Raw genomic sequence first — 19077 nt, forward strand, 5'->3', positions numbered from 1 at the left:
AGCTGCCCGAAGCAGTCCCGACGTTGTTATCCGAATCCTGGCCCTGGCTGCCCCGCATCGTGTCTGCTCAACAGTTCAGCCGCCTGGTGCTGCATGCGTTCCGCCGCTGTCCGGGCTTCTGCTACGGCGTCACCGCGTTCACGTACCAAGTCCTCATAGATCGGCGGGTGATCGTTCTCGGTGGCAGCGTGTGTCACAGTGCCGGTTCCCTCCGTAAAGTTCTTGCCCGCACCCGGGAACAGCGCAAAGCCGCTGGCCACAGCTGAACTCCGGGCTTATGGGCAGGTGCGCGGAATACTGTCAGGACCGATTGAGGCGGGCGGCGATCCCGTGGCCGATCAGCAAATACATAACGGCCGGCAGACCGTAATTGAGGACAACGCGTAGGCCCTCTGTGTCCATCGTGGAAATATCCTGTGACCACCACGCCAGCCAGTCCGCCAACCCCTGCACGAACTCGACGAATACATTGGCCCGGTTCGCATCGAGCAGGAAGAGCAAGATCCAGAGGCCCAGCGAAGCAGCCGCGATGTCGGCGATCGTACAGATCGCAAGGGCTACCCGCCGTGCACCGGCCTGGCTGCGCACGGACCGCTCGGGCCTGGAAGGCTGCTGGTCGTACGTCGGATATCCGGAAACCGGGTCGATGTTGCTCACGAGAAATCCAATCTGACGCATTCCGCTGTCGATGGGTTGCCCGGGCTATGCGATTCGACCTCGGAGACAACCCCGCTTCTCCCTGCTTCTGCGTCGTGCACTCACCCGCGCGTTACACCCCGTCTGCGTTATCCCAAACATGGTCGCCATTTGGGTATTTACCCAGTTGTTTTCCCTGTCTGGGTACATCGACGGATGATGTGGATGAGGCGCCGTATGGCCAACTGGAAGGGGAGAAGGCTCGTATTTCACACCCATGGTCAACGCGTGGGCCGCTACTGAAGGCCGAGTCGCCGCACAGCCGGTTGAGGATTGGCATGGAGATCCTGCGGGCAGCGCCGACCGGCCGCACGGGGCGGCCCACAGCGAGCGTCTTACCTCCCGGCCGGGACATGGCGGACGCCTCGGCCCGCACAGGCGCGGGCCGAGGCGTCGGTGGTGTCGGAACAGGGGCCGTCAGGGGATGAGGCGGACGACCTGCGGGTCGTGATCGCTGGCCTGGTCGGCGAACTCAGCGTTGGTGTGGACGATCTCGTAGTCGTACCAAGTCAGGGAGGGGCTGGTCAGGATGTGGTCCAGGACCTGGGAGTTGCCCTGGTAGACGTACGTGTAGCGCTCGGGCGCGGGCAGCGTGTTCACGAGCGGCGTCAGGACGCTTCCGCTGGTGAGTGTGGAGAGGGTGTTCGAGAACTCGAAGTCGTTGAGGTCTCCGAGGACGACCACGCGTGCGCTGGGCTGCACGTTCAGCAGTTGCTTGACGAACGTGTTGACCTGAGTGGCCTGCTGGCCGCGCTGGGTCTCCGAGCTGCGCGTCGGCGGCTGGAAGCGGGCGTGCAGGGGCTGGTCGCCGCCCTTGGAGGTGAAGTGGTTGGCGATGACGAACACCGTCTTGCCCTGGAAGGTGAACTCACCGGCGAGCGGCTTGCGGCTGCTGTTCCAGGCCGAGTTGATGGGGTTGATGCGGCCGGGCGAGGCGGACAGGGCGGCGGTGCCGCTGTTGTTGATCACGGAGACGGCCGTCGTGGAAGTGCCGCCGGGGCGGTCCGTGAAGCCGACGCGGGCCGGGTTGTAGAGGAAGCCGACGCGGATGTTGCCGCCGGGCTCGCCGCCGTCCTGGTCGTCGACGGGGTTGATCTGGCGGTATGCGTACGTGGGGCCGCCGGCCGCCGTGATGGCGTTGATCAGCTTGGTGTACGTCTGGTCGGCGGCGACCGCGGTGTTGTTGGTGGCGCCGTTGTTGTCCTGGACCTCCTCCAGGGCGACGACGTCCGGTGACGCGAGGTTGGTGACGATCCCGGCGGCGAGCCGGTCGAACTTGGACTGCGGGTCGGTCGGGTCCAGGTTCTCCACGTTGTACGTGGCGACCGCGAGTTCACCTGCGTTCTGCGCACGCGTGGTCTCGGCGGCGAGCGTGTTGCCGGTGAGGGTGCCGAGGGTGGTGGCCTGGATGCCGTAGCCGCCGAACTCGTCGTAGTCGAGCGGGCCGGCGGTGGCGCCGGAAAGCGTCGCGCCGACGTCGGCGACGGGGAAGTTGGTTCCGGTCAGCGACTCCACCTTGATGCGGCCACCGTTCTGGGAGGCGTACGAGCCGTAGACGGCGCCGCCGCGCAGACTGGGGTTCTCGTTGGGCTTGGCGGTGACGAAGAGTTCGTCGTACTGGTTGGAGGCGCCAACCACGCGGGCGTCGGCAACCTGGACACGCATGCCCTCCAGGGACTCGTAGAGGTCGAGGGCGTAGGTGGTGGGCTTGAGGGTCAGGCCCTCGATGCTGCCGCCGCCCGCCTCGGGGGTGTACGCGGCCGGTATGGAGGAGGCGTTCAGGGCGAACGCGGCGGGCAGCGGGTTGCCGGTGGAGACGGTGGCAGTGATCTCCGCGTTGGTGAGCTCGGTGACCGACTGACCGCCGTCCGCCGAGCCGCCCGGGTAGTACTCGCTGACCTTGCCCTTGACCGTCACCTTGTTGCCGACCTTGGTGGACGGGGTGCTCCCGGTGTAGACGAAGAGCGCGTCACTGGTGGCGGCGTTGCCGTCGCCGGCCGCGTCCTGGATCCAGAAGCCATCGGACGAGGCGGTGCGGATGCCGGTGACGATGCCGGTGACCGTCACTTCCTACCCGTTGTACGGGGACTTGCGGGTGCTGCCCTGGACGGCGGAGACGTTGACCGTGGCCGCGGCCGCCGGGTTGGGGGCGGCGATCAGCCCCGCCGTCAGTGTTCCGGTGAGGAGTGCGGCGGCGAGCAGGCCGCTGCGGGAGACCCCGTGGCGTACCGATTACATGCGGAGGCCCCTTTCCGGGGTGGTGGAGGGATGGGCAGTGGGGGGTGGCTGAGCGTGAACGCACCTTGTGAGCAGGGCTGTTGTAGTGGCGGCAGGTTTCCGGCGGGAGGCTGAGAGGTGTTCGAGGCATGTCATCTACGCGGGTGGTGAGCCCTGGACGGGATGCCCCTGCCATGACGGGCTCCCTCGCCCGCCATTCCGCTCGGATGTAACAGATGTTACTCTCGCCGCCGTGACAATCGATTCATCCGATGACATACGCTGGCTCGTCCTCGTCATCAAGATCGCAGCCGAACCCTCCCGGCACCGCGTCGCCGTCTGGCGGGAGTTGCGCAAGCTCGGTGCCCTCTCCCTGGGACAGGCCGTCTGGGCCGTACCGGATCTGCCCGTGTTCGCCGACGGCATCGCCCGCGCGCTGACGCTGACGGAGCGGGCTGACGGTGAGTCCCTCGCGCTGGCCGCCGACGGGCGCGGCGCACAGGACAGCGAGCGGCTGCAGGCGCTGTTCACGGCTGCGCGCTCCGCGGACTGGAACGAATTCCTCGCCGACTGCGGCAAGTTCGAGGAGGAACTGGCGAAGGAGATCCGGATCGGCAAGTTCACGCTTGCCGAACTGGAGGAAGAGGAGCAGAGCCTGGAGCGGCTGCGGCGCTGGCACCGGGACCTGACGGCGCGGGATGTGTTCGGGGCGCCGGAGGCGGCCGAGGCCGGTCAGCGGCTCAAGGGCTGTGGGGCGGCTTGTGAGGACTACGCGGAGCGGGTGTTCGCCGCGCTGCACCAGCCCGAGGGAGAGACCAAGTGACCGCACCGCGCAGGCAGATGTGGCCGCTGTACGCGGCCGGCTTCACCACCGCGTTCGGCGCGCACGGCATCGCCGCCAACCTCGGCGGCTTCTCCGAGGACGCGGTGACGTCACTGCTGGTCCTGGGCGGGCTGCTCGCACTCTACGACGGAGCGGAGGTGCTGCTCAAGCCGCTCTTCGGGACGCTGGCAGACCGGATCGGGGCCAAGCCGGTCCTGTTGGGCGGACTGGTCGCGTTCGCCGCCGCCTCCGCGCTGTACGTCATCGCGGACAGCCCCGGCTGGGTATGGGCCGCCCGACTCGGGCAAGGCGCGGCGGCGTCCGCGTTCTCGCCGTCCGCCTCGGCTCTCGTCTCACGGCTGAATCCGGCGGCCAAGCAGGGGCGGGCGTTTGGCAGTTACGGCTTCTACAAGTCCATCGGCTACACGCTCGGACCGCTGCTCGGCGGTGTGCTGGTGTGGGCCGGTGACCTGCGGCTGCTGTTCGCCGTGCTGGCCCTGCTCGGGGCCGCGGTGGCGGTGTGGGCGGCGGTTGCGGTTCCGCGCGTACCGCCGCTGCCCAAGCGGCGCCAGACGGTGCTCGACCTGGCTCGGCGGCTGGCCGACCCCGCGTTCCTCGCCCCGACGGCGGCACTCGCCGGAGCGACGGCGGCGCTGTCGGTGGGCGTGGGCTTCCTGCCGGTGTCGGGAGCGGCGGCCGGCCTGGGCACGGTGGCCACGGGAGCCGCGGTGTCGGTGCTGGCCGCCTGCGCGGCATTCGTCCAGCCGACAGCCGGGCGGGCACTGGACGGCGGCCGTCTCACCGTACGCTCCGGTCTGATCGCAGGGCTGCTGATCACTGCGGTGGGGCTTGCGGCCGCCATGCTTCCCGGCGTGCTGGGCGTCCTGACGGCTGCCGCTCTCATCGGCGTCGGCACCGGCCTGATCACCCCCCTCGGCTTCGCCGCCCTCGCCGCCTCCACCCCGCCCGAACGCCTGGGCCAGACCATGGGATCCGCCGAACTGGGCCGCGAACTCGGCGACGCGGGGGGACCATTGCTCGTCGCAGGTGTGGCCACGCTCGCCACACTGACGTACGGCTTCGCCGCCCTCGCGCTCCTCCTGGCCGCAGGTCCCCTGCTCGCGTTTGCCGCAAGCCGTCGTAGGGCGCCCGTGGAGGAGGATTCGACAGCGCGGTGACCGGTACCGCGTCGTTTCTCCGATTGGGCGTCGGCTTAGGGATCCCTCGACCGCGCGCCGAAGGATCGCGTAACGGGGCCCGGTTCCGCCTCGCTCAGATCATGGGCCTGACCACGCGCGTCCGGTGGCTGCGGTGCTGTACACCGGCGCCTTGTTAGTCGATGCCCGTTGACTTGCTGCGCAGCGCTCGGATCGATCTCCTGGCTCGGGCGCTGCTCCGTCACGGGTGTGACATTCGCGGGTCGCGGCGCGCTGTATCCGGTGGACCGCCATGGTCCCGTGGCGTTCGCTTCCCGCCGTAAGCGAGCACGCACGCTGGGGCGGGCAGGTGCACTCCCTCGTCATCTGCCCGCTCCGCGCGAATCCGCCTGCGGACCGGCACAGCCTTTACCGCTTCGGTAGGCTCGCCCGGAAGCATCACAATTGCGCCGAAAACCACAGGCATTGAGCGCAATGGTGAGGGCTGTTCGGGTTTAAGGGTGGGCGTGCCAGTGCTTCTGACTGATCGCTACCACTTGGAGGAGCCACTGGGGCGCGGAGCCATGGGTGAGGTCTGGCGTGCCACGGACCAGGCTCTCGATCGCGCGGTGGCCGTGAAGCTCCTGCGGGCGGACGAGACGGCGGATGCCGATCGCTTCCGGCTGGAGGCGCAAACGGCCGCCCGCCTCAATCACCCGCACTTGGTGAGCGTTTACGACTTCGGGTCGCACCACGACTGGCTCTACCTGGTCATGGAGCTCATCGACGGCTGGACTCTGGCCCAGGAGCGCTCCCTGCGCCGAGCTCTGCCTACGCACGAGGCGACCGGCATCGCGGCGCAGATGGCTGCGGGCCTGGCCGCGGCGCACAGCGAAGGCGTGGTCCACCGGGACATCAAACCTGCCAACGTCATGCTCACCGCCGACCGCACGGTGAAGGTCACCGACTTCAGCATTGCCCGTTTCGCCGATACGGCCGCTAGTACGCTCACCGCCTCGGGCAAGATCCTCGGTTCCGCCGACTACCTGGCCCCGGAACGCGCCTTGGGGCGCCCCGCGCACACCGCCTCCGACGTCTATTCGCTGGGTTGCGTCCTGTACGAACTGCTCACCGGCCGACCGCCGTTCCTCGGCGCGACCACGCTGGCTGTGGTGAAGCAGCATGTCGACGCCGCCCAGGTTCCACCCACCCGGCTGCGCCCCGAGATACAAGGCCCGCTGGGCGACTACCTCATGCGCCTGCTGGCAAAGGACCCCGCGCAGCGGCCCACTGCTGGGGAGGCCGCCGCCTGGCTGACGGGGCCGTTGCCCGAGGAGCGGCCGTCCGGCACCACCTTCGTTCCCCCGCACCCCGCACCGCGGTCGTCCCCGACTCACCTCGCAGGAGGGCGAGCAGCGCACTCCCGGCCTCGCGGTCGCCGCCTGGCCGCGTCGAAGGCCGCGTTGGGCGGCTCGGGAATCCTGCTGTTCGCGGCAGCAGCAGCTCTCGGTGCTTCGCTGAACTCCGGCGGCGACCCTTCCGCCCCTGCTACGGACGGCACTGCCCCCTCCCCTTCCGCACCCGCCCGTGAGGCTCCTCCCTCCGGCGCACCGTCGGTGACGCCGCCGCCTTCTTTGCCCTCGCCGACGCTTGAGGACCCCCGGGACGACCCCGAGGAGCAGTGGTCCGGCGAGCACCAGAGGAAAGGAAAGGGACAGCAGGAACACGACTGAGGAACCACGCGTGAACACGCAACGCACACGCCAGGCCCAGCCGATCCACACGGGAGCATCACGTCGGATGCGCACAGCCTTTCCAAAGCCTCGTTAGCGTTGCTCGCCGTTCGATCCCCCAGGCGAACGGGACCAGGCCGCGGCCGAACAGGACCGATGGCGCAGTCAACCCAGGAAGACCACCGATGGACTACTGCTCGTCGTGCCGTCGGCATCTCAACGGTGCCCCGGTGTGTCCCGGGTGCGGCGCCTGCTCCCCGGACATCGCTCCGTCCCTCGCCGGCGATCGCATCAGGCGGGCCCGATCCGCCGTCGCGACCCCGATGAGCGACGCACCCGGCGCCATGGTTACCACCGGGGACTCCACCGCCCCGCGCGCATGGCATGACGACGCGGTGACGGGCGAGGAAGCATTCGGGGCCGTCCCGGGCGAGGAGCCGTTGGTCGGCCCCTCCGACGAACTCGACGGCGTACCCCTGTCGCGGGACGGGCGGGCGGCACGCCGTCGCCAGCGGGCCCGTTGGAAGAAGACCCAGCGCCGGGCCGTGGTCGCGACCGCCGTCGCCTTCGTCGGAGGCGGCCTGACCATTGCCACGATGGACCGGCACTCCACCGACCGTACACGCGCGCAGCCACGGCTCCGGACGACAGGACCATGGGCGCTTTCGCGGATCCATCGACAGAGCCCACCCACCCGGCGTCGAGACCGCGCAACACTGACCGGCCGTTGCGCACCGCCACTCGCCCGTCGCAGCCGCCGGAGGCCAACGCCCCACGCCAGCAGTCCCTCACGGCCGTACCCCAGGCGACGCCGCCGGTCGCCCGACCGGAAGCCGCTGCCTCTCCCTCACCGACTACGTCGTCGGCCCCGAAGTCACAGACCCCTGCCTCTGACTCCGGCGATGTCGTACCCGAGGCCCCCGCACCCACCGCAGAGCAGCCGTCCGCTCCCGCAACCGCTGACAGCGCGAACTCGGACACGTCCCAGACCAGCACCGCTCCCGCTCCGACGTCGCCGACGGAGATCTGCCTGCTCGTGGTGTGCCTCAGCTGACCGCCACTCAGTCCCCGTCCGTGAATTCGAGCACGGGACTTCCCTATACCTTGAGCGGGGAGCCTGTGAGCGGTGTTTTGTCGGTCATGTCGAGTGGCCACCGCATACTTAGGAGGCTGGTGTCGTGTCTTACGCTGCCAGGCGTGACCGACCCATGGGGGGATGCATCGTGGAGTGGGGATGGCGTGATCAGCGCGTTCCGGCCGACGATCTTGCCCTGAGCTCGGCGGTCGCTCGGGCCCAGGACGGGGACGAGGCAGCGTTCGCCGCGCTGTATCGGCATGTCCAGCCCGGTCTGCTCGGCTACCTTCGCGGGACCGTGAGGGAGAGTGCCGAGGACGTTGCCGCCGCCGTCTGGGGGGAAATCGCCCGCGACCTGCCACGGTTTCGCGGCGACGGGCACGGCTTCCGCGGCTGGACGGCGGACATTGCCCGGCGGCACGCACTCGACTGTCTCAAGCGTCGCCGCGCATCGACCCGTCCGCCCAACAGGCTCGGCCATGCGCCGCTCCTGGACGGCACCGACCTCACCGCGTCAGCAGAAGCTCTGTCCGTGGCGACTGCCCAGGCCCTGATCGCCCGGCTTCCACGAGCCCAGGCTGAGGCGGTACTCCTGCGCCATGTCGTGCGCCTCGACGAGGCCGCGACCGCCCGAGTGATGCGCCGGCCCGGCACCGTCGTACGGGTCCTGGCCCGTCGCGGCCTGAGCGGTCTGGACCGCTTGCTGGCTCCCCACGATCTGACCCATGATGTCGTGCGCGTGCTGGGGGAACCAGGATGAGCACCCACCGAAACGGAGGCGAACGGTCCAGCGGCGAGGGCAGACAGCCCAAAGCCGCTCCGAGCCGCGGAGTACTCCAGGAGGCCCGCGCTGTGAGCGACTTTGACGACACATCCGCCCTGGGCAGGACGGCCGAGCGGATCGGCGAGGCCCTGCGGCAGGAGCCCGTGGGCGACAGCGGAGAGCAAGGAGCCATCGCCGCCTTCCGCGGCGCGCGCACGGTTGGTGACCAGGCCCTGCGCACCCGCCGTCGGGACGACTGGCGCCCCAGAACCCAGAAGCAACGCTGGGTGCGGGGCGGAGCAGTCGCCCTCGCTACGAGTACGCTGTTCGGAGGCATCGCCTTCGCCTCCATCGGCGTGGTGGACCGCCACACGCCCAACACCCCGGATACCGGCACCAGCCACAGCACGCGCCAGCCACCGTCGCATACGCCCCGCGACCAGACCCCTGCGCCTGCCGAGCCCAGCGCCGAACCGACCGAGCCTGCCGAACACCCCGACACGGCAAAGAACGTTCAAGCACACTGCCGCGCCTACGAACAGATCAAGAATCGTGGCAACGCCGTGAACGCCACGGCATGGCACCGTCTCGTCGAGGCCGCGGGCGGCAAGGAGCATGTGGCTGCCTACTGCGCCCAGGTGACCACCTCAGAGGTCAACGCCACCCCGGCGCCGACGAAGGCGAAAAAGACCCCTAATGGCCAGGCCAGGGCAAGCGCAACGGCCAAGCCGTCGAAGTAGCGTTCGAGCCGGAGCCAGGGCACGGCCGCCAAGACTCCGGCGGCCGCTTCTGCTTCGTACGGTGGCCGCTCGATGCCCGGTCGTCCCCGGTTCGATCACCTCGCCCACACCGCGAAGCAGGGTCATGCACCATTGCACCGGGCGGGCCGGCTGATCCGCGGGCCCAGGACACCGTGCAGCGCACAGTCACCGGGGTGCCGTGTGCCGTGCGTAGGCCGCGCATTCCTCAGTGAATGCCAGGGCCTTGAGGTGGTAGGCGCGCGCGGTCCAGCCGAGGCTGATGTTGTGGCCGGCGTGAGGCAGGCGGTCGACGACGATGCGTGGAGCCGCGGACAGCCGCGCGGTCAGATCCGCGATCGCGTCATCGTCGTGACGCCACCAAGCCTCATGCTCGGCGAAAGTCAGCCGCACGGGGACTTGGACGCGCGGCAGGATCACGGCCGAGAGCCGCGCCCAGCCCTCCACCGTGCCGACTTCACGCTCGGGCATCGGCGCCACGACTGTACGACTCACCTGGAATGTCTCCATTGGGTACAAGCCCAATGGCCCCCAGTTCAACCGCCGCAGGGCCCGCCCCGCGCCCCGGTCGGCAGCTCCGGGATTCATCGCGAGCCTGCGTCCGCAACCCGAGACATCCACGCCCAGCAACTCCCGCACGCCGCTGTCCGCGGCGACAGCGAGGGCGACCTTGGCCCCGAAGGAGTGCCCCAGCAGCAAGGTGCCGGCACCGGGTGCGTGGCGGGCAGTGAAGGCGGCCACTGCGGCGCGCACGGTCGCGGCCTGCGCGGCAAGTCCCTGCCCGCGGGGAAAGCAGCCCAGCGACGCACCGTAGCCGGGGCGGTCGAGCGCCAGCACCGTGTAGCCGAGGCGCGCGCCTAACGCCAACAACGACACGTCCGGGTGCGCCTGGCCATCGAAGTACCCGGCATTCATCCCCGCGCCGTGCAGCGCGACGATCACCGCGCGAACGGAGCCGTCCGCTGGCTCACTCATCAGACCGGACAGCGTGACACCGTCCGCATCGACGCTGACAGGCCGTACTCCCAGGGAGAGCTTCCTGTCGCGCACTTCCAGGACAGCCCCTGTTTGGCCGTTCGTCTGCAGCGGGGCATCACCCACGGCGCAACACCCGACCCGAGCGAGACAGGGAAGGCAACCACGCCGCCCCGCAAGCCGCACACAGCACGTAGACCGCTCCGCAATTCTCCCAAGTCGAACGCATGGGCAGCGCCCCGCTCCTCACCCTCCAATGCGCGCCCAATCCCGCCACGACAGCCGGCCTCTCGAGCTTGGCTGTCACGGCGGGACCGGTCGCTGTCGCCCTAGTGGCCGCCGACGCTGTTGTCGCAGCCCATCGTCGAGCCCACGTGGGTGCCCTGCGCGCCCGGGTCGCCCTCGCCGTTGAGCGCGCTGCCCAACAGGCCATTGAGCACGCCGACCTGGCCGAGGACGTCGACGTTCAGGTCGTGCGATCTGCACTTGGAGCTCTGCAGGGCGCTGAAGTCGCCCCCGTCCTTGCCGCCGTGACCGCCCTGGTAGGCGGTGGCGGTGCCGGTGCTCAGGAGTCCTGCGCTGCCGAGGGCGACGACCAGGAAGGCAGCCTTGCAAAGCTTGTGCATGTCATCTCCGATGGAGTGAAGGGTGCGATCTGTGAGGGTTCACCTTCATACGATTACGTGACATTAATATATATACATTCTGTTATGTCCTGATGACGCGCCGAGGTTCGTGATCTCGCAGCGCAAGCACTACGGCACGCCACCTACAAGGGGTCGCCGGCCCGCAGTCTCTGGCGCGCTCAAGCAGGTAGCCGGACTCGATACGTGTGGGCAACCGCGCCTCAGGCGTGGCGCGCTAAGCCGCCATCAGATCGTTTCGACCCGCGAGACATGATCAGCGCCCGACCGGCAGCGCGGTCTTAGGGAGAAGCGTCGGCCCCCGGGTCCACACGATCTGGTCACCCCTCAGCGTGCTGCACATCCCGGCGACCTCTGATACGCGCAACGGAATGCAGACACAAGGCGGTGCTGCCGGGGCAGGGGCGACGGACTCGTCGTCGATCCGCGGCTCGAAACGTCCCGCGCGGGCACCTCAGCCCGTCCGTTCACACGAGGACTGATGCGGTAGAGCACGAGTGGCTGGCCGCGTGGATGCAGCGCACGCGACTCGCGGCGAACCTACGCATCACTCTGCACAGATGTATGGGCCTCGTGAGGATGGATAGCCGCCCGTGACGCCTGAAGATCACTGTGCGCTGGAGAGAGTGCCCCTGGCGAGGTCAGGTCGCCTGCTCTCCGGGGGGAGGTACGCGGGCAACCTCGTGCAGGGGCAGGCTCGTTTACTCTCCGTGGCGGGCCTGCCTCTGCTCATGTCTCAGCAGTTCGCCGGGTCGATCGAGATCAGCTACCAGCCGGACGTCAAGGATGCGCACCCGGAATGGCCCGACACCATCCCGCGGCACCGGAATCAGGGCACAGCCCTCCCCACCGAGACTGCCGTTTGCACCGCCCCTATGGCGTCGTGGCCGTAGAAGCGCGCTTCGCCCACGGTGCCGGTGACCGCGGCGGATGGCCCGAAGCCGAGACCGCGGCGGTCAGCCATCCGTGAGCGCTCACCTGGGCAGGAGCAACCGCTCGTCCGGTCGCCTCCGTCTGAATTCCATCTCATTCAGCGCCGTTCGCGGAGATTCAGGCGAGACCAGAGGCCCACTTCCTGCACACCGACCAGCCGCTCATGAACCCAGGTGAACGCCCCCGAACGCACCCCACCACCACAGTTGGAAAGCGTGTGGGGGCAACCCCTCACGAGTTCGAATCTCGCATCCTCCGCCAGTGCCTCACCGGGCACGTTGCCAAAGGCGAGGACTCGGTCGTCGATGCGGCTGGACAGGTGCAGTTCGGCACCTGACTCCGGCGCCCTCCGCCCGGAGCGGCGCGCCGCCGGATTAGAGCTTGCCCTGATCCGGCGAACGTCGCCTTCATCGTGATCAAACATCACGGCATGACGGTATGGAGGGCCAACGGCCCCCGGGGTGACTGTGAAACGGGCTGTCTCGGCGCAGGGCAAGGAGACGAGGTGTGCCGGCCTCCGGGTAGCCGACGCCTCGTTTCCGGGTGACGTCAAAGGGCCGGAACCTGGTGGTTCCGGCCCTTTGTCATACCGGTGCGTCAGGGGCGCCGATGGCGCAGCACGCGTCTGCGGGTGTATGTCGCGGCGGCGACACCGACGGCCCCGGCCCCGGCGAGCAGGAGGACGCTGTACGTCGTGTCGATCACCACCGGAGACTTCACCAGTAGGACGCCGGCCAGAACGAGCGCGGTCACGGCCACGGTGACGGCGAGGAACACGGCGATCTCCAGCGGGAGCATCCAGGACGGCACGCTGTCCGGACCGACGGTCTCGCCGCGGCCTTCGTCGTCGCTCACCTGATGATGTTGATGCATGTCACTTCCCTTCGCTTGCCCGCGACGAACAGGTGCGCACACGCCTTTCCGTAGTGCGGCAGAGTGTGGTCCGTCTCCCGCTTGCGGATCAGGTCGCCGTAAGCGCACGTGTTGTGCATGGCCCCCTTGTTGATCGAGTAGGTGCGCCCGTTGGTGTCGGCGTAGTGGAAGTCGACCCGCCAGTTGCAGAACTTGGTGTAGATGGAGGCGGGCGGATAGCAGTCGGCGCTGCCGTCCTGGTAAGTGATCTTCCGGCCGCTGCCCTTGATCAGTTGGCTCCAGAAGCACCCGGTGGGAATCCTGATGGTGGCCCCGCCGACCGCGTATTCGAAGGTGCTGACCGGGGTGGCGCTCACCGCGGTCATGGGTGAGACGCTCAGGTCGTCACCGGACCCACCGTCGACCACCGGCGGCTGCGACGTGTCGAGCGGCAGCTGTACGGCGGCCACGCCGTCGAGGTCGTTGAGGGACAGGACCACCGCGCCGTCGGCCGAGGTGGTGGCCAGGAACTCCTGGGTGAGGTCCCTGACATGCCGGGTGACGGAGGTGTTCTCCTCCCAGGCGACCTGGCCGCTCTGGCCGTTGTAGTGGTACTCGGTGGTGCCCCCTGCGGTCCACGCGCCGTCCTTCAGGGTCTCCTGCTGTACGGAGGCGGCCCGGGAGGCGGCGTCGTAGGTGAAGGTCCGCCGGCTGTCGGCGACCGTGCGGCGGCGCACGGTGCTGTCCGCGAAGTAGGCGAAGGACGTGCCGTCCGCGAGGGCGGTGGAGCGGCCCAGGGCGTCGTAGGCGTAGCCGGTGCCGGTGGTGCGCCCCGCGCTGTCGTAGGTGCGCGTCGTGGTCGTGGTCGTCCGCTCTGTGGAAAGGCAGGAGCCGGTCGCGGTGGTGACCTTCTTCAGGCTGCTGTTGTCGTCGTAGTCGTAGGACTCGTCGACGCACCGGAACCAGTTGCTCGAGTGCATGGCGGCCGAGCGGCCGAGGGCGTCGAAGCTGTAGTCGGCGCTGACCGTTGATCCCTTCGTCTGGCTTCGGGTCGCGTTCTGGTGGTGAATGTTGACGTCGGCGTTGTCGGCGAACGCCACCACGCCCGAGCTGTCGGTGTAGGTCTTGGACAGGGTGTTGCCGGCCGTGTCACGGTCCCAGTCGACGGTGACGCCGCCCGGCAGTAGCTCGCTCGCGATCGCACCGTCGGCGTCGTAGACCGCAGTGACCTCGCCGGCCACGGAGTCGGTGACGGCGGTCGCCAGTCCTCGGGCGTCCTTGGCGCTGTCGTAGGTGTACGTCGTCGTCGACGGTACCGAGTCGGTGACCTTGACCGGGCGGTCCAGGGTGTCGTACAGGGTGGCCGTCGTGTTGCCCGTCCCGTCCTTGACCGCGGTCTGGCGGCCCAGCTTGTCGCGGGTGTAGGTGATCGTGCCGCTGTCGGAGGCGACCGTGGCCGGCTTGCCGTCGGACAAGTCGTACGTCCGGGTGACGGTCGGCACCGTCTGGTCGCCGTTTCCGGTGACGACCGTCTTGAGGGCCCGGCCTGCATCGTCGGCGGTGACCGTGGTGGTGCGGGTCTCAGAGCCGCCGGTGACGACGGTCTTCGCCGTCTGGCCCAGACGGTCGTACTCGACGGTCGTGGTGCTGCCCGCGTCGGCGGGGCCGGAGGAGCAGAGCAGGTCGGCCCATTCGGGGCGGCCCTGGCAGGTGCCCGAGCCGGTGGCGGTCCAGTAGCGGCGGGTCGTCGTACCGGCATCGGATCCGGTCGACAGCGGCTCGGGCTCGGAGATCACCCGGCCCTGTGCGTCGTAGCCGGTGGTGCGGCTGATGTTCTTGCCACTCGGGTCCTCGGTCTCCTTGGTGGACAGTCCCTTCACCCAGTCGTAGCTCGTCCTGGTCGTGCGGGCGTCGGCACCTGCCGGGTAGCCATCGACGTATCCGCTGGTGACGGTGGTGGTGAGCTTGCGGGCCACGGTCGCGGTGCCGTCGGCCGGGCGGCCCTCGTCATAGGTGTTGGCGATGTGCTGACGTGCGGGAACCTGCGAACCCGCGGCCAGATCGGTGCCACCGGTGCCTCCCTTCAGCGCGTTCTGGAGGGTCACCAGGTGCAGCGGACCGTACTCGTCGAGCAGCGAGCCGTCGGCGGAGTAGGTGGACACGGTGGACAGCTGCTGGGCACGGTCGGCCGTGGACAGTCCGTCGATGCCGAGGACGGTGAGCCGGTCGAGACCGTCGCCTCCGGTGGCGAAGGCCAGTTCACGGTTGGCGGCGGTGAGTTCGCGCACCACGTCGCCGTTCTCGCCGTACTCGGTGGTCGAGATGTGACCGCCCGGCTCGGCGGTGTCGACCTCTCTGCCGGACGCGGAGAAATAGGTGACGGTCGCCCGGGTGAAGTCACCACTCGCTGCGTCGGCGCCGTCGTTGGACGAGGGCGCCTTGGTGGCGGCGTCGGCCGGGAAGACCGCGGTGCCCCGTACCGGGAGCTGGGTCTGGCCCCATGCGGCCACGCCGGAGGCGGACAGATCGTAGGGGGCATGGCTGCCGGTGACGGCCACGTTGTAGACGACATTGGTGACCGCTGTGCCGTCGGTCTCCGTGTTGCTGCCCGGCTTCAGCGTCGGCCGCGAGACCGAGAGCAGCATGCCGGGGCCCGCGGGAACGGCGGTGCCGACCTGACCGTAGGTGTAGGTCCACGGCAGTTCACCGGGCGGGGCGAGGGCGGTGATCCGGCCTGCGCTGGTATAGGTGTATTCCGTCTTCAGCGCCGGAGAGATCCGCGGGTCCCATGCCTCGCGCAGGCGGCCGTCCGTGTCGTAGACGTACGAGGCGACCACCGTGGCGGTGGCCTCGTCGGCGCCAGGATCGGTGGCCCAGAGCCTGATCTGCTTTACCTGGCCGGTGAAGTCGCCGAGGGTGCCGCTCGCCGCCGTCGTGGTGTCGGCGTAGACGTACTCCAGCGCCCGGCAGCCCCTGGTCGCCGGGGTCGTCTGACAGGTGTCGGCGGAGACGGCGGTGGTGGGGGCGATCAGGTACTTCGGGCGGGCAAGCGTCTTGCCCGCCGCCGTCGTCTTCTCCCACAGGTAGGTGGTGGTCGAGTTGTCGGTCGGCATCGCCGTGGACGTCACCTGCCAGGCGGTCGCGTCCGAAGCGACCTTGGCGAACTTCGTCAGCGAGCCGTCGCTGTGCTTCAGCGTGAAGCTCGTGGTGAGCGACCCGCTCAAGGTGAGGCCCTGCGCACCGGGTTCGGCGTTCCAGCCGCCCACGGCGGTGGCTGTGAAACCGACAGCCGAACCGTCCCCTCGTACCGCGGCCACCGAGGTCGCGGACGTCTTGTACAAGTACACCCAGCTGGTGCCAGTGCGGTCGGCGCTGAAGCCCGCGCTCCACTGAGGACCGTAGACCGGCGCCTGACCGTCCTGCTCCTTGCCCAGGTCGGGACGGCGAGAGGAGGCCGTACGCGTCGCGCTCAGGCCGAAGACGGTGGCGTCGGTGGCGCTGAAAGTCTGGTCGCCGGTGACGGCGTTCACGCCGCCCGGCGCGATGTCCTCGCCGATGTCAGCACCGCCCCACCGGTCCACGGTGACGGTGTTGACCGGGGAGTACACGGTGGCACTGCCGGTGAACTTGGCGCGGAGGTCGACCGGACCGTCTGCCGTCAGGGTCTTGGTGATGTCCCAGGTGAGGCTGGCAGGGGTCACGTCGCTCATCGTCAGCGGCCAGGCCGCGAGCGCCGAGGCGTCTGCTGACTTGGTGACGTCGGAGACGGGAACGTCCTGCCAGGTGTCCGTCTCGCCGCGCCGATACTGGTAGGTCACACCGGTGCTGCCGCTGCCGCCGCGCGAGGTCAGCGAGACGGACGAATGGGGCCGGTCGCCCTGGGCCGGCGTCAGCAGCGCGGCGCCGCCGACACCGAAGGCGTACTCGGTAGCGCCGGTGGAGACGTTCCCGCCGGAGTCGACGGTCTTGGCGTACAGCGTGTGCCAGCCGGCGGCGGGCTTGACGGTGACGGACAGCGGGTCACCGCCCGTGCCGTTGGTCGTGTCGTCGATCCGCTGCGGGGTGTTGGGGTCGTCCAGACCCCAGTAGTAGCCCTGGCCGTCGCTGGAGGAGGTGTCGAGCACACAGGTCGCACCCGCGTCGGCCTTGTCGGTCCAAACCTCTTTGGTGTACGGCGTGCAGGTCACGGCTGGTGCGGCGGGCTTAGCCGTGTTGAGGGTGAAGTTCGTGTACGCCGACCAGGTGCCGTAGTCGGTGCCGTCGTAGGCACGCACGCGTACCCGCAGGTGGGAGCCGGCCGGGAAGGCACTGGCCGACGGAACGGTGAGCTTGGCCGTGGCGCCGGAGGCCACGCCCGCGCTGGTGCCGGTGTATGTGTAGGTGCCGGCGTCGTTGTAGGTCGGGTTCGGGGTCACCTCGAACTGCGCCTTGACGGTGCTGCCGTCGGTGTCCGTCACCTTGGCGCTCAGCAACGGGGTGAGCGAGGTGACGTAGCGGGAGCCGTTGTAGGCGTTGACCGTCGACGGGGAGACCGCGAGGGCCGAAGCCGTGCCGTAGGAGTTGTACGTCACCTGCAGATGCGGCTCGGAGGTCTCGTCACCCGAGGCGTGGTTGGCGGAGCGGAAACGTCGCCAGGTGAGCGAGTCCGTCTCGTTGGCGCCCCGGACCTGGACACCGTAGTTGGCCGAGCCGTCGGCCCACGCCTGCACGATCCCGTCGACATCGAAGTTCATGTACCCGGCCGGGCAGGACGAGCTGTAACCGAGCGCGGCCGTGTTCGTCTTGGCATCGGTCGTGGTGGTCGCGGGCTGGGCGCTCCAGGCCACCGTGTCCGGATCCCAGTCGGCGGTGATCCGGCGGACCTGCACGCCCGCACCCGTGGTGGCGCAGGTCGAGGAGTAATTCGAGTACAGCGCCAGATTGGTGTCGGTGATGTGCTTGCCCTTGAACCTGGACACATCGAACTTCACATAGCTGCGGGCCACCGTGCCACCGGCGTCGTACGTGCCGGCCTTCAGTTCGGTCGAACCACGCTGTGAGTCCGGGTAGTTGGTCGCGACCCAGGTGTCGGTCGACGCCGCGAGCGTCGAGACCGGGTCGACCGTCAGGGGGTACGACACGTCCGGGTCGGCCAGGAATTCCGTATCCGGCTTGAGCACCAGGACGGTGCCGCCGTCGGCGTCGTGCTCGATCGCAGTGTCCACCTCAGCGATGTGCGCCGGGTCGCCGGACGCCTTGTCCTTGTCCGCGCCCCACATCGTCGGGGCGGACGCCTCGGCGACCACGTCACCACCGGCGGACTTCAGGAACAGGTGGCCGTTGTCGGCCTTGGAGAGCTGCAGCCCCTTCAGGTCGAGGGGGATGCGATACGACACCCCGCCCTCGGGTCGCTCGCTGAGCACGACCGACTGCTCGAAGCCCTGCGGCAGCGCCTGCACCGTGAGGTCGGCGCCGTCGCCCAGCGCGTAGGTGGCGGTGCCGCCCTTCAGGGTCGGCGCGGGGAGGCTGGTGGACCAGCCCATCGCGAACAGGTGCTTGCCCTGCTGGACCGAGGCGAGTGTCCCCGCCCCGCCGTCGGAGAGGGTGACCTCGGCCGCTGTCGCCTTTGGCGTCACAGCCGAGCCCGTGTCGGACAGGGTGGTGTCGATGTCGTGCCAGTCGTCGTCGGCGTCCTGGACGCGAACGGGCCCGGAGAACGCGTCCGTGGTGAGCGAGCCGTCCGGGTTCGCCCACGTCGTCGAGTCCTCCGTGCGTTCGGAAAGGATCTCGATCTTTCGGTCCTGGAGCCGCGCCATCAGCCGTGCAGACGCCTCGTCCTCCGCTTGTGCCGGTCCGCTGCGCTCATCGCTCACCACGGACGCCCCCACGTCCCTCGCGGCTTCGGCCGACGCCGGGCCTGCCCCTGCCGCGACCAGCGCGGACTGTGTGACGAGCGTGAGCGACACGGCTATGGCCGCAGCTCTGAACCGCTGCGACCGGCTCTGCGGCCGCACGGCTTCCGGCACCCCTGGAGGTGCCCCCACCCCTTGCTTTCTCAATTCACTCTCCGTGACAGGCCCCCGAAAATCGGGAGGCAGGGAGGAGAGATGTATCAACAGAGAAGACACGTGATCTTCACAGGGGGTTCAGATACGAGCTCGAGCTCACTGATTCAGGGGGGTTGGATGCCCGATTAATGGATACATAAGATCATCAGGGGCGCACTTTTACGCCTCGCGGGAGAGGGTTCCGGTATCGAGATTTCGTGACAGAAACGTAATGAGAGCGTCCGCTTCTCTGACTAAGGGTCACGTTGCCGATCGAAGCCGCCTACGGGTGTGGGTATATGACGGTTCGTTGAAAGATCGGCGCAGGTTCGGCGTCGGAAGGACGCTGCCGTGCGCAGCGGCACTCTCAGCTCTAACCGCTCCAGGCTGCCGGGTCTGCGACCAGAGGACGGACATCTGGAGATCACACCTGGGTGGGCCAACGG

Annotated in this window: 12 protein-coding genes; 5 read left to right on the forward strand and 7 right to left on the reverse strand. The window is 68.9% G+C overall.

Annotated features, from left to right (window positions below):
• Positions 1–300 precede the first annotated feature (300 nt).
• Together ACGFW6_RS06865 and ACGFW6_RS06870 are read right to left on the reverse strand one after the other, a co-directional pair.
• Positions 301–657, reverse strand: a complete 357-nt coding sequence (locus ACGFW6_RS06865; protein ID WP_393505447.1) for a hypothetical protein — start codon at positions 655–657, stop codon at positions 301–303.
• Positions 658–1113: 456 nt separating this feature from the next.
• Complete coding sequence (locus ACGFW6_RS06870) at positions 1114–2763, reverse strand: endonuclease/exonuclease/phosphatase family protein (RefSeq protein WP_393505449.1); 1650 nt, start codon at positions 2761–2763, stop codon at positions 1114–1116.
• Positions 2764–3166: 403 nt separating this feature from the next.
• Between ACGFW6_RS06870 and ACGFW6_RS06875 the strand changes: the two genes are divergently transcribed.
• The 5 genes from ACGFW6_RS06875 to ACGFW6_RS06895 all read left to right on the forward strand — a co-directional run bounded on the left by ACGFW6_RS06875 (position 3167) and on the right by ACGFW6_RS06895 (position 9183).
• On the forward strand, positions 3167–3736 hold the full coding sequence (locus ACGFW6_RS06875; RefSeq protein ID WP_393505451.1) for a Chromate resistance protein ChrB: 570 nt from the start codon (positions 3167–3169) through the stop codon (positions 3734–3736).
• Positions 3737–3753: 17 nt separating this feature from the next.
• Entirely contained in the window at positions 3754–4914 is a 1161-nt protein-coding gene (locus ACGFW6_RS06880; protein ID WP_393506938.1) for an MFS transporter, read from the forward strand.
• 491 nt (positions 4915–5405) lie between these two features.
• Positions 5406–6605, forward strand: coding sequence for a protein kinase (locus ACGFW6_RS06885; protein ID WP_393505453.1), 1200 nt, complete (start codon positions 5406–5408; stop codon positions 6603–6605).
• Between the two features lie 1208 nt (positions 6606–7813).
• Positions 7814–8440: an RNA polymerase sigma factor gene (locus ACGFW6_RS06890; protein ID WP_393506940.1), complete on the forward strand. Its 627-nt coding sequence runs from the start codon at positions 7814–7816 to the stop codon at positions 8438–8440.
• 92 nt (positions 8441–8532) lie between these two features.
• Entirely contained in the window at positions 8533–9183 is a 651-nt protein-coding gene (locus tag ACGFW6_RS06895; RefSeq protein ID WP_393505455.1) for a hypothetical protein, read from the forward strand.
• A 186-nt stretch (positions 9184–9369) separates the two neighbouring features.
• On the opposite strand, the gene ACGFW6_RS06900 is transcribed toward ACGFW6_RS06895, so the two are convergent.
• The 5 genes from ACGFW6_RS06900 to ACGFW6_RS06920 all read right to left on the reverse strand — a co-directional run bounded on the left by ACGFW6_RS06900 (position 9370) and on the right by ACGFW6_RS06920 (position 18460).
• Positions 9370–10176, reverse strand: coding sequence for an alpha/beta hydrolase (locus ACGFW6_RS06900; protein ID WP_393506942.1), 807 nt, complete (start codon positions 10174–10176; stop codon positions 9370–9372).
• Between the two features lie 329 nt (positions 10177–10505).
• The gene (locus ACGFW6_RS06905; RefSeq protein ID WP_393505457.1) at positions 10506–10802 is read right to left on the reverse strand and encodes a hypothetical protein; all 297 of its coding nucleotides are present in this window, start codon (positions 10800–10802) and stop codon (positions 10506–10508) included.
• Positions 10803–11850: 1048 nt separating this feature from the next.
• Positions 11851–12180 (reverse strand): hypothetical protein, encoded by a 330-nt coding sequence (locus ACGFW6_RS06910; protein ID WP_393505458.1) that lies wholly within the window; start codon positions 12178–12180, stop codon positions 11851–11853.
• 170 nt (positions 12181–12350) lie between these two features.
• A complete protein-coding gene (locus tag ACGFW6_RS06915) occupies positions 12351–12608 on the reverse strand; it encodes a hypothetical protein (protein WP_393505460.1) in 258 nt (85 codons plus the stop codon).
• Complete coding sequence (locus tag ACGFW6_RS06920) at positions 12605–18460, reverse strand: DNRLRE domain-containing protein (RefSeq protein WP_393505462.1); 5856 nt, start codon at positions 18458–18460, stop codon at positions 12605–12607. Before ACGFW6_RS06920 ends, ACGFW6_RS06915 begins: the two co-directional genes overlap by 4 nt.
• Positions 18461–19077 lie beyond the last annotated feature (617 nt).

The sequence above is a fragment of the Streptomyces sp. Y7 genome (assembly GCF_043195415.1).
Lineage (GTDB): Bacteria > Actinomycetota > Actinomycetes > Streptomycetales > Streptomycetaceae > Streptomyces.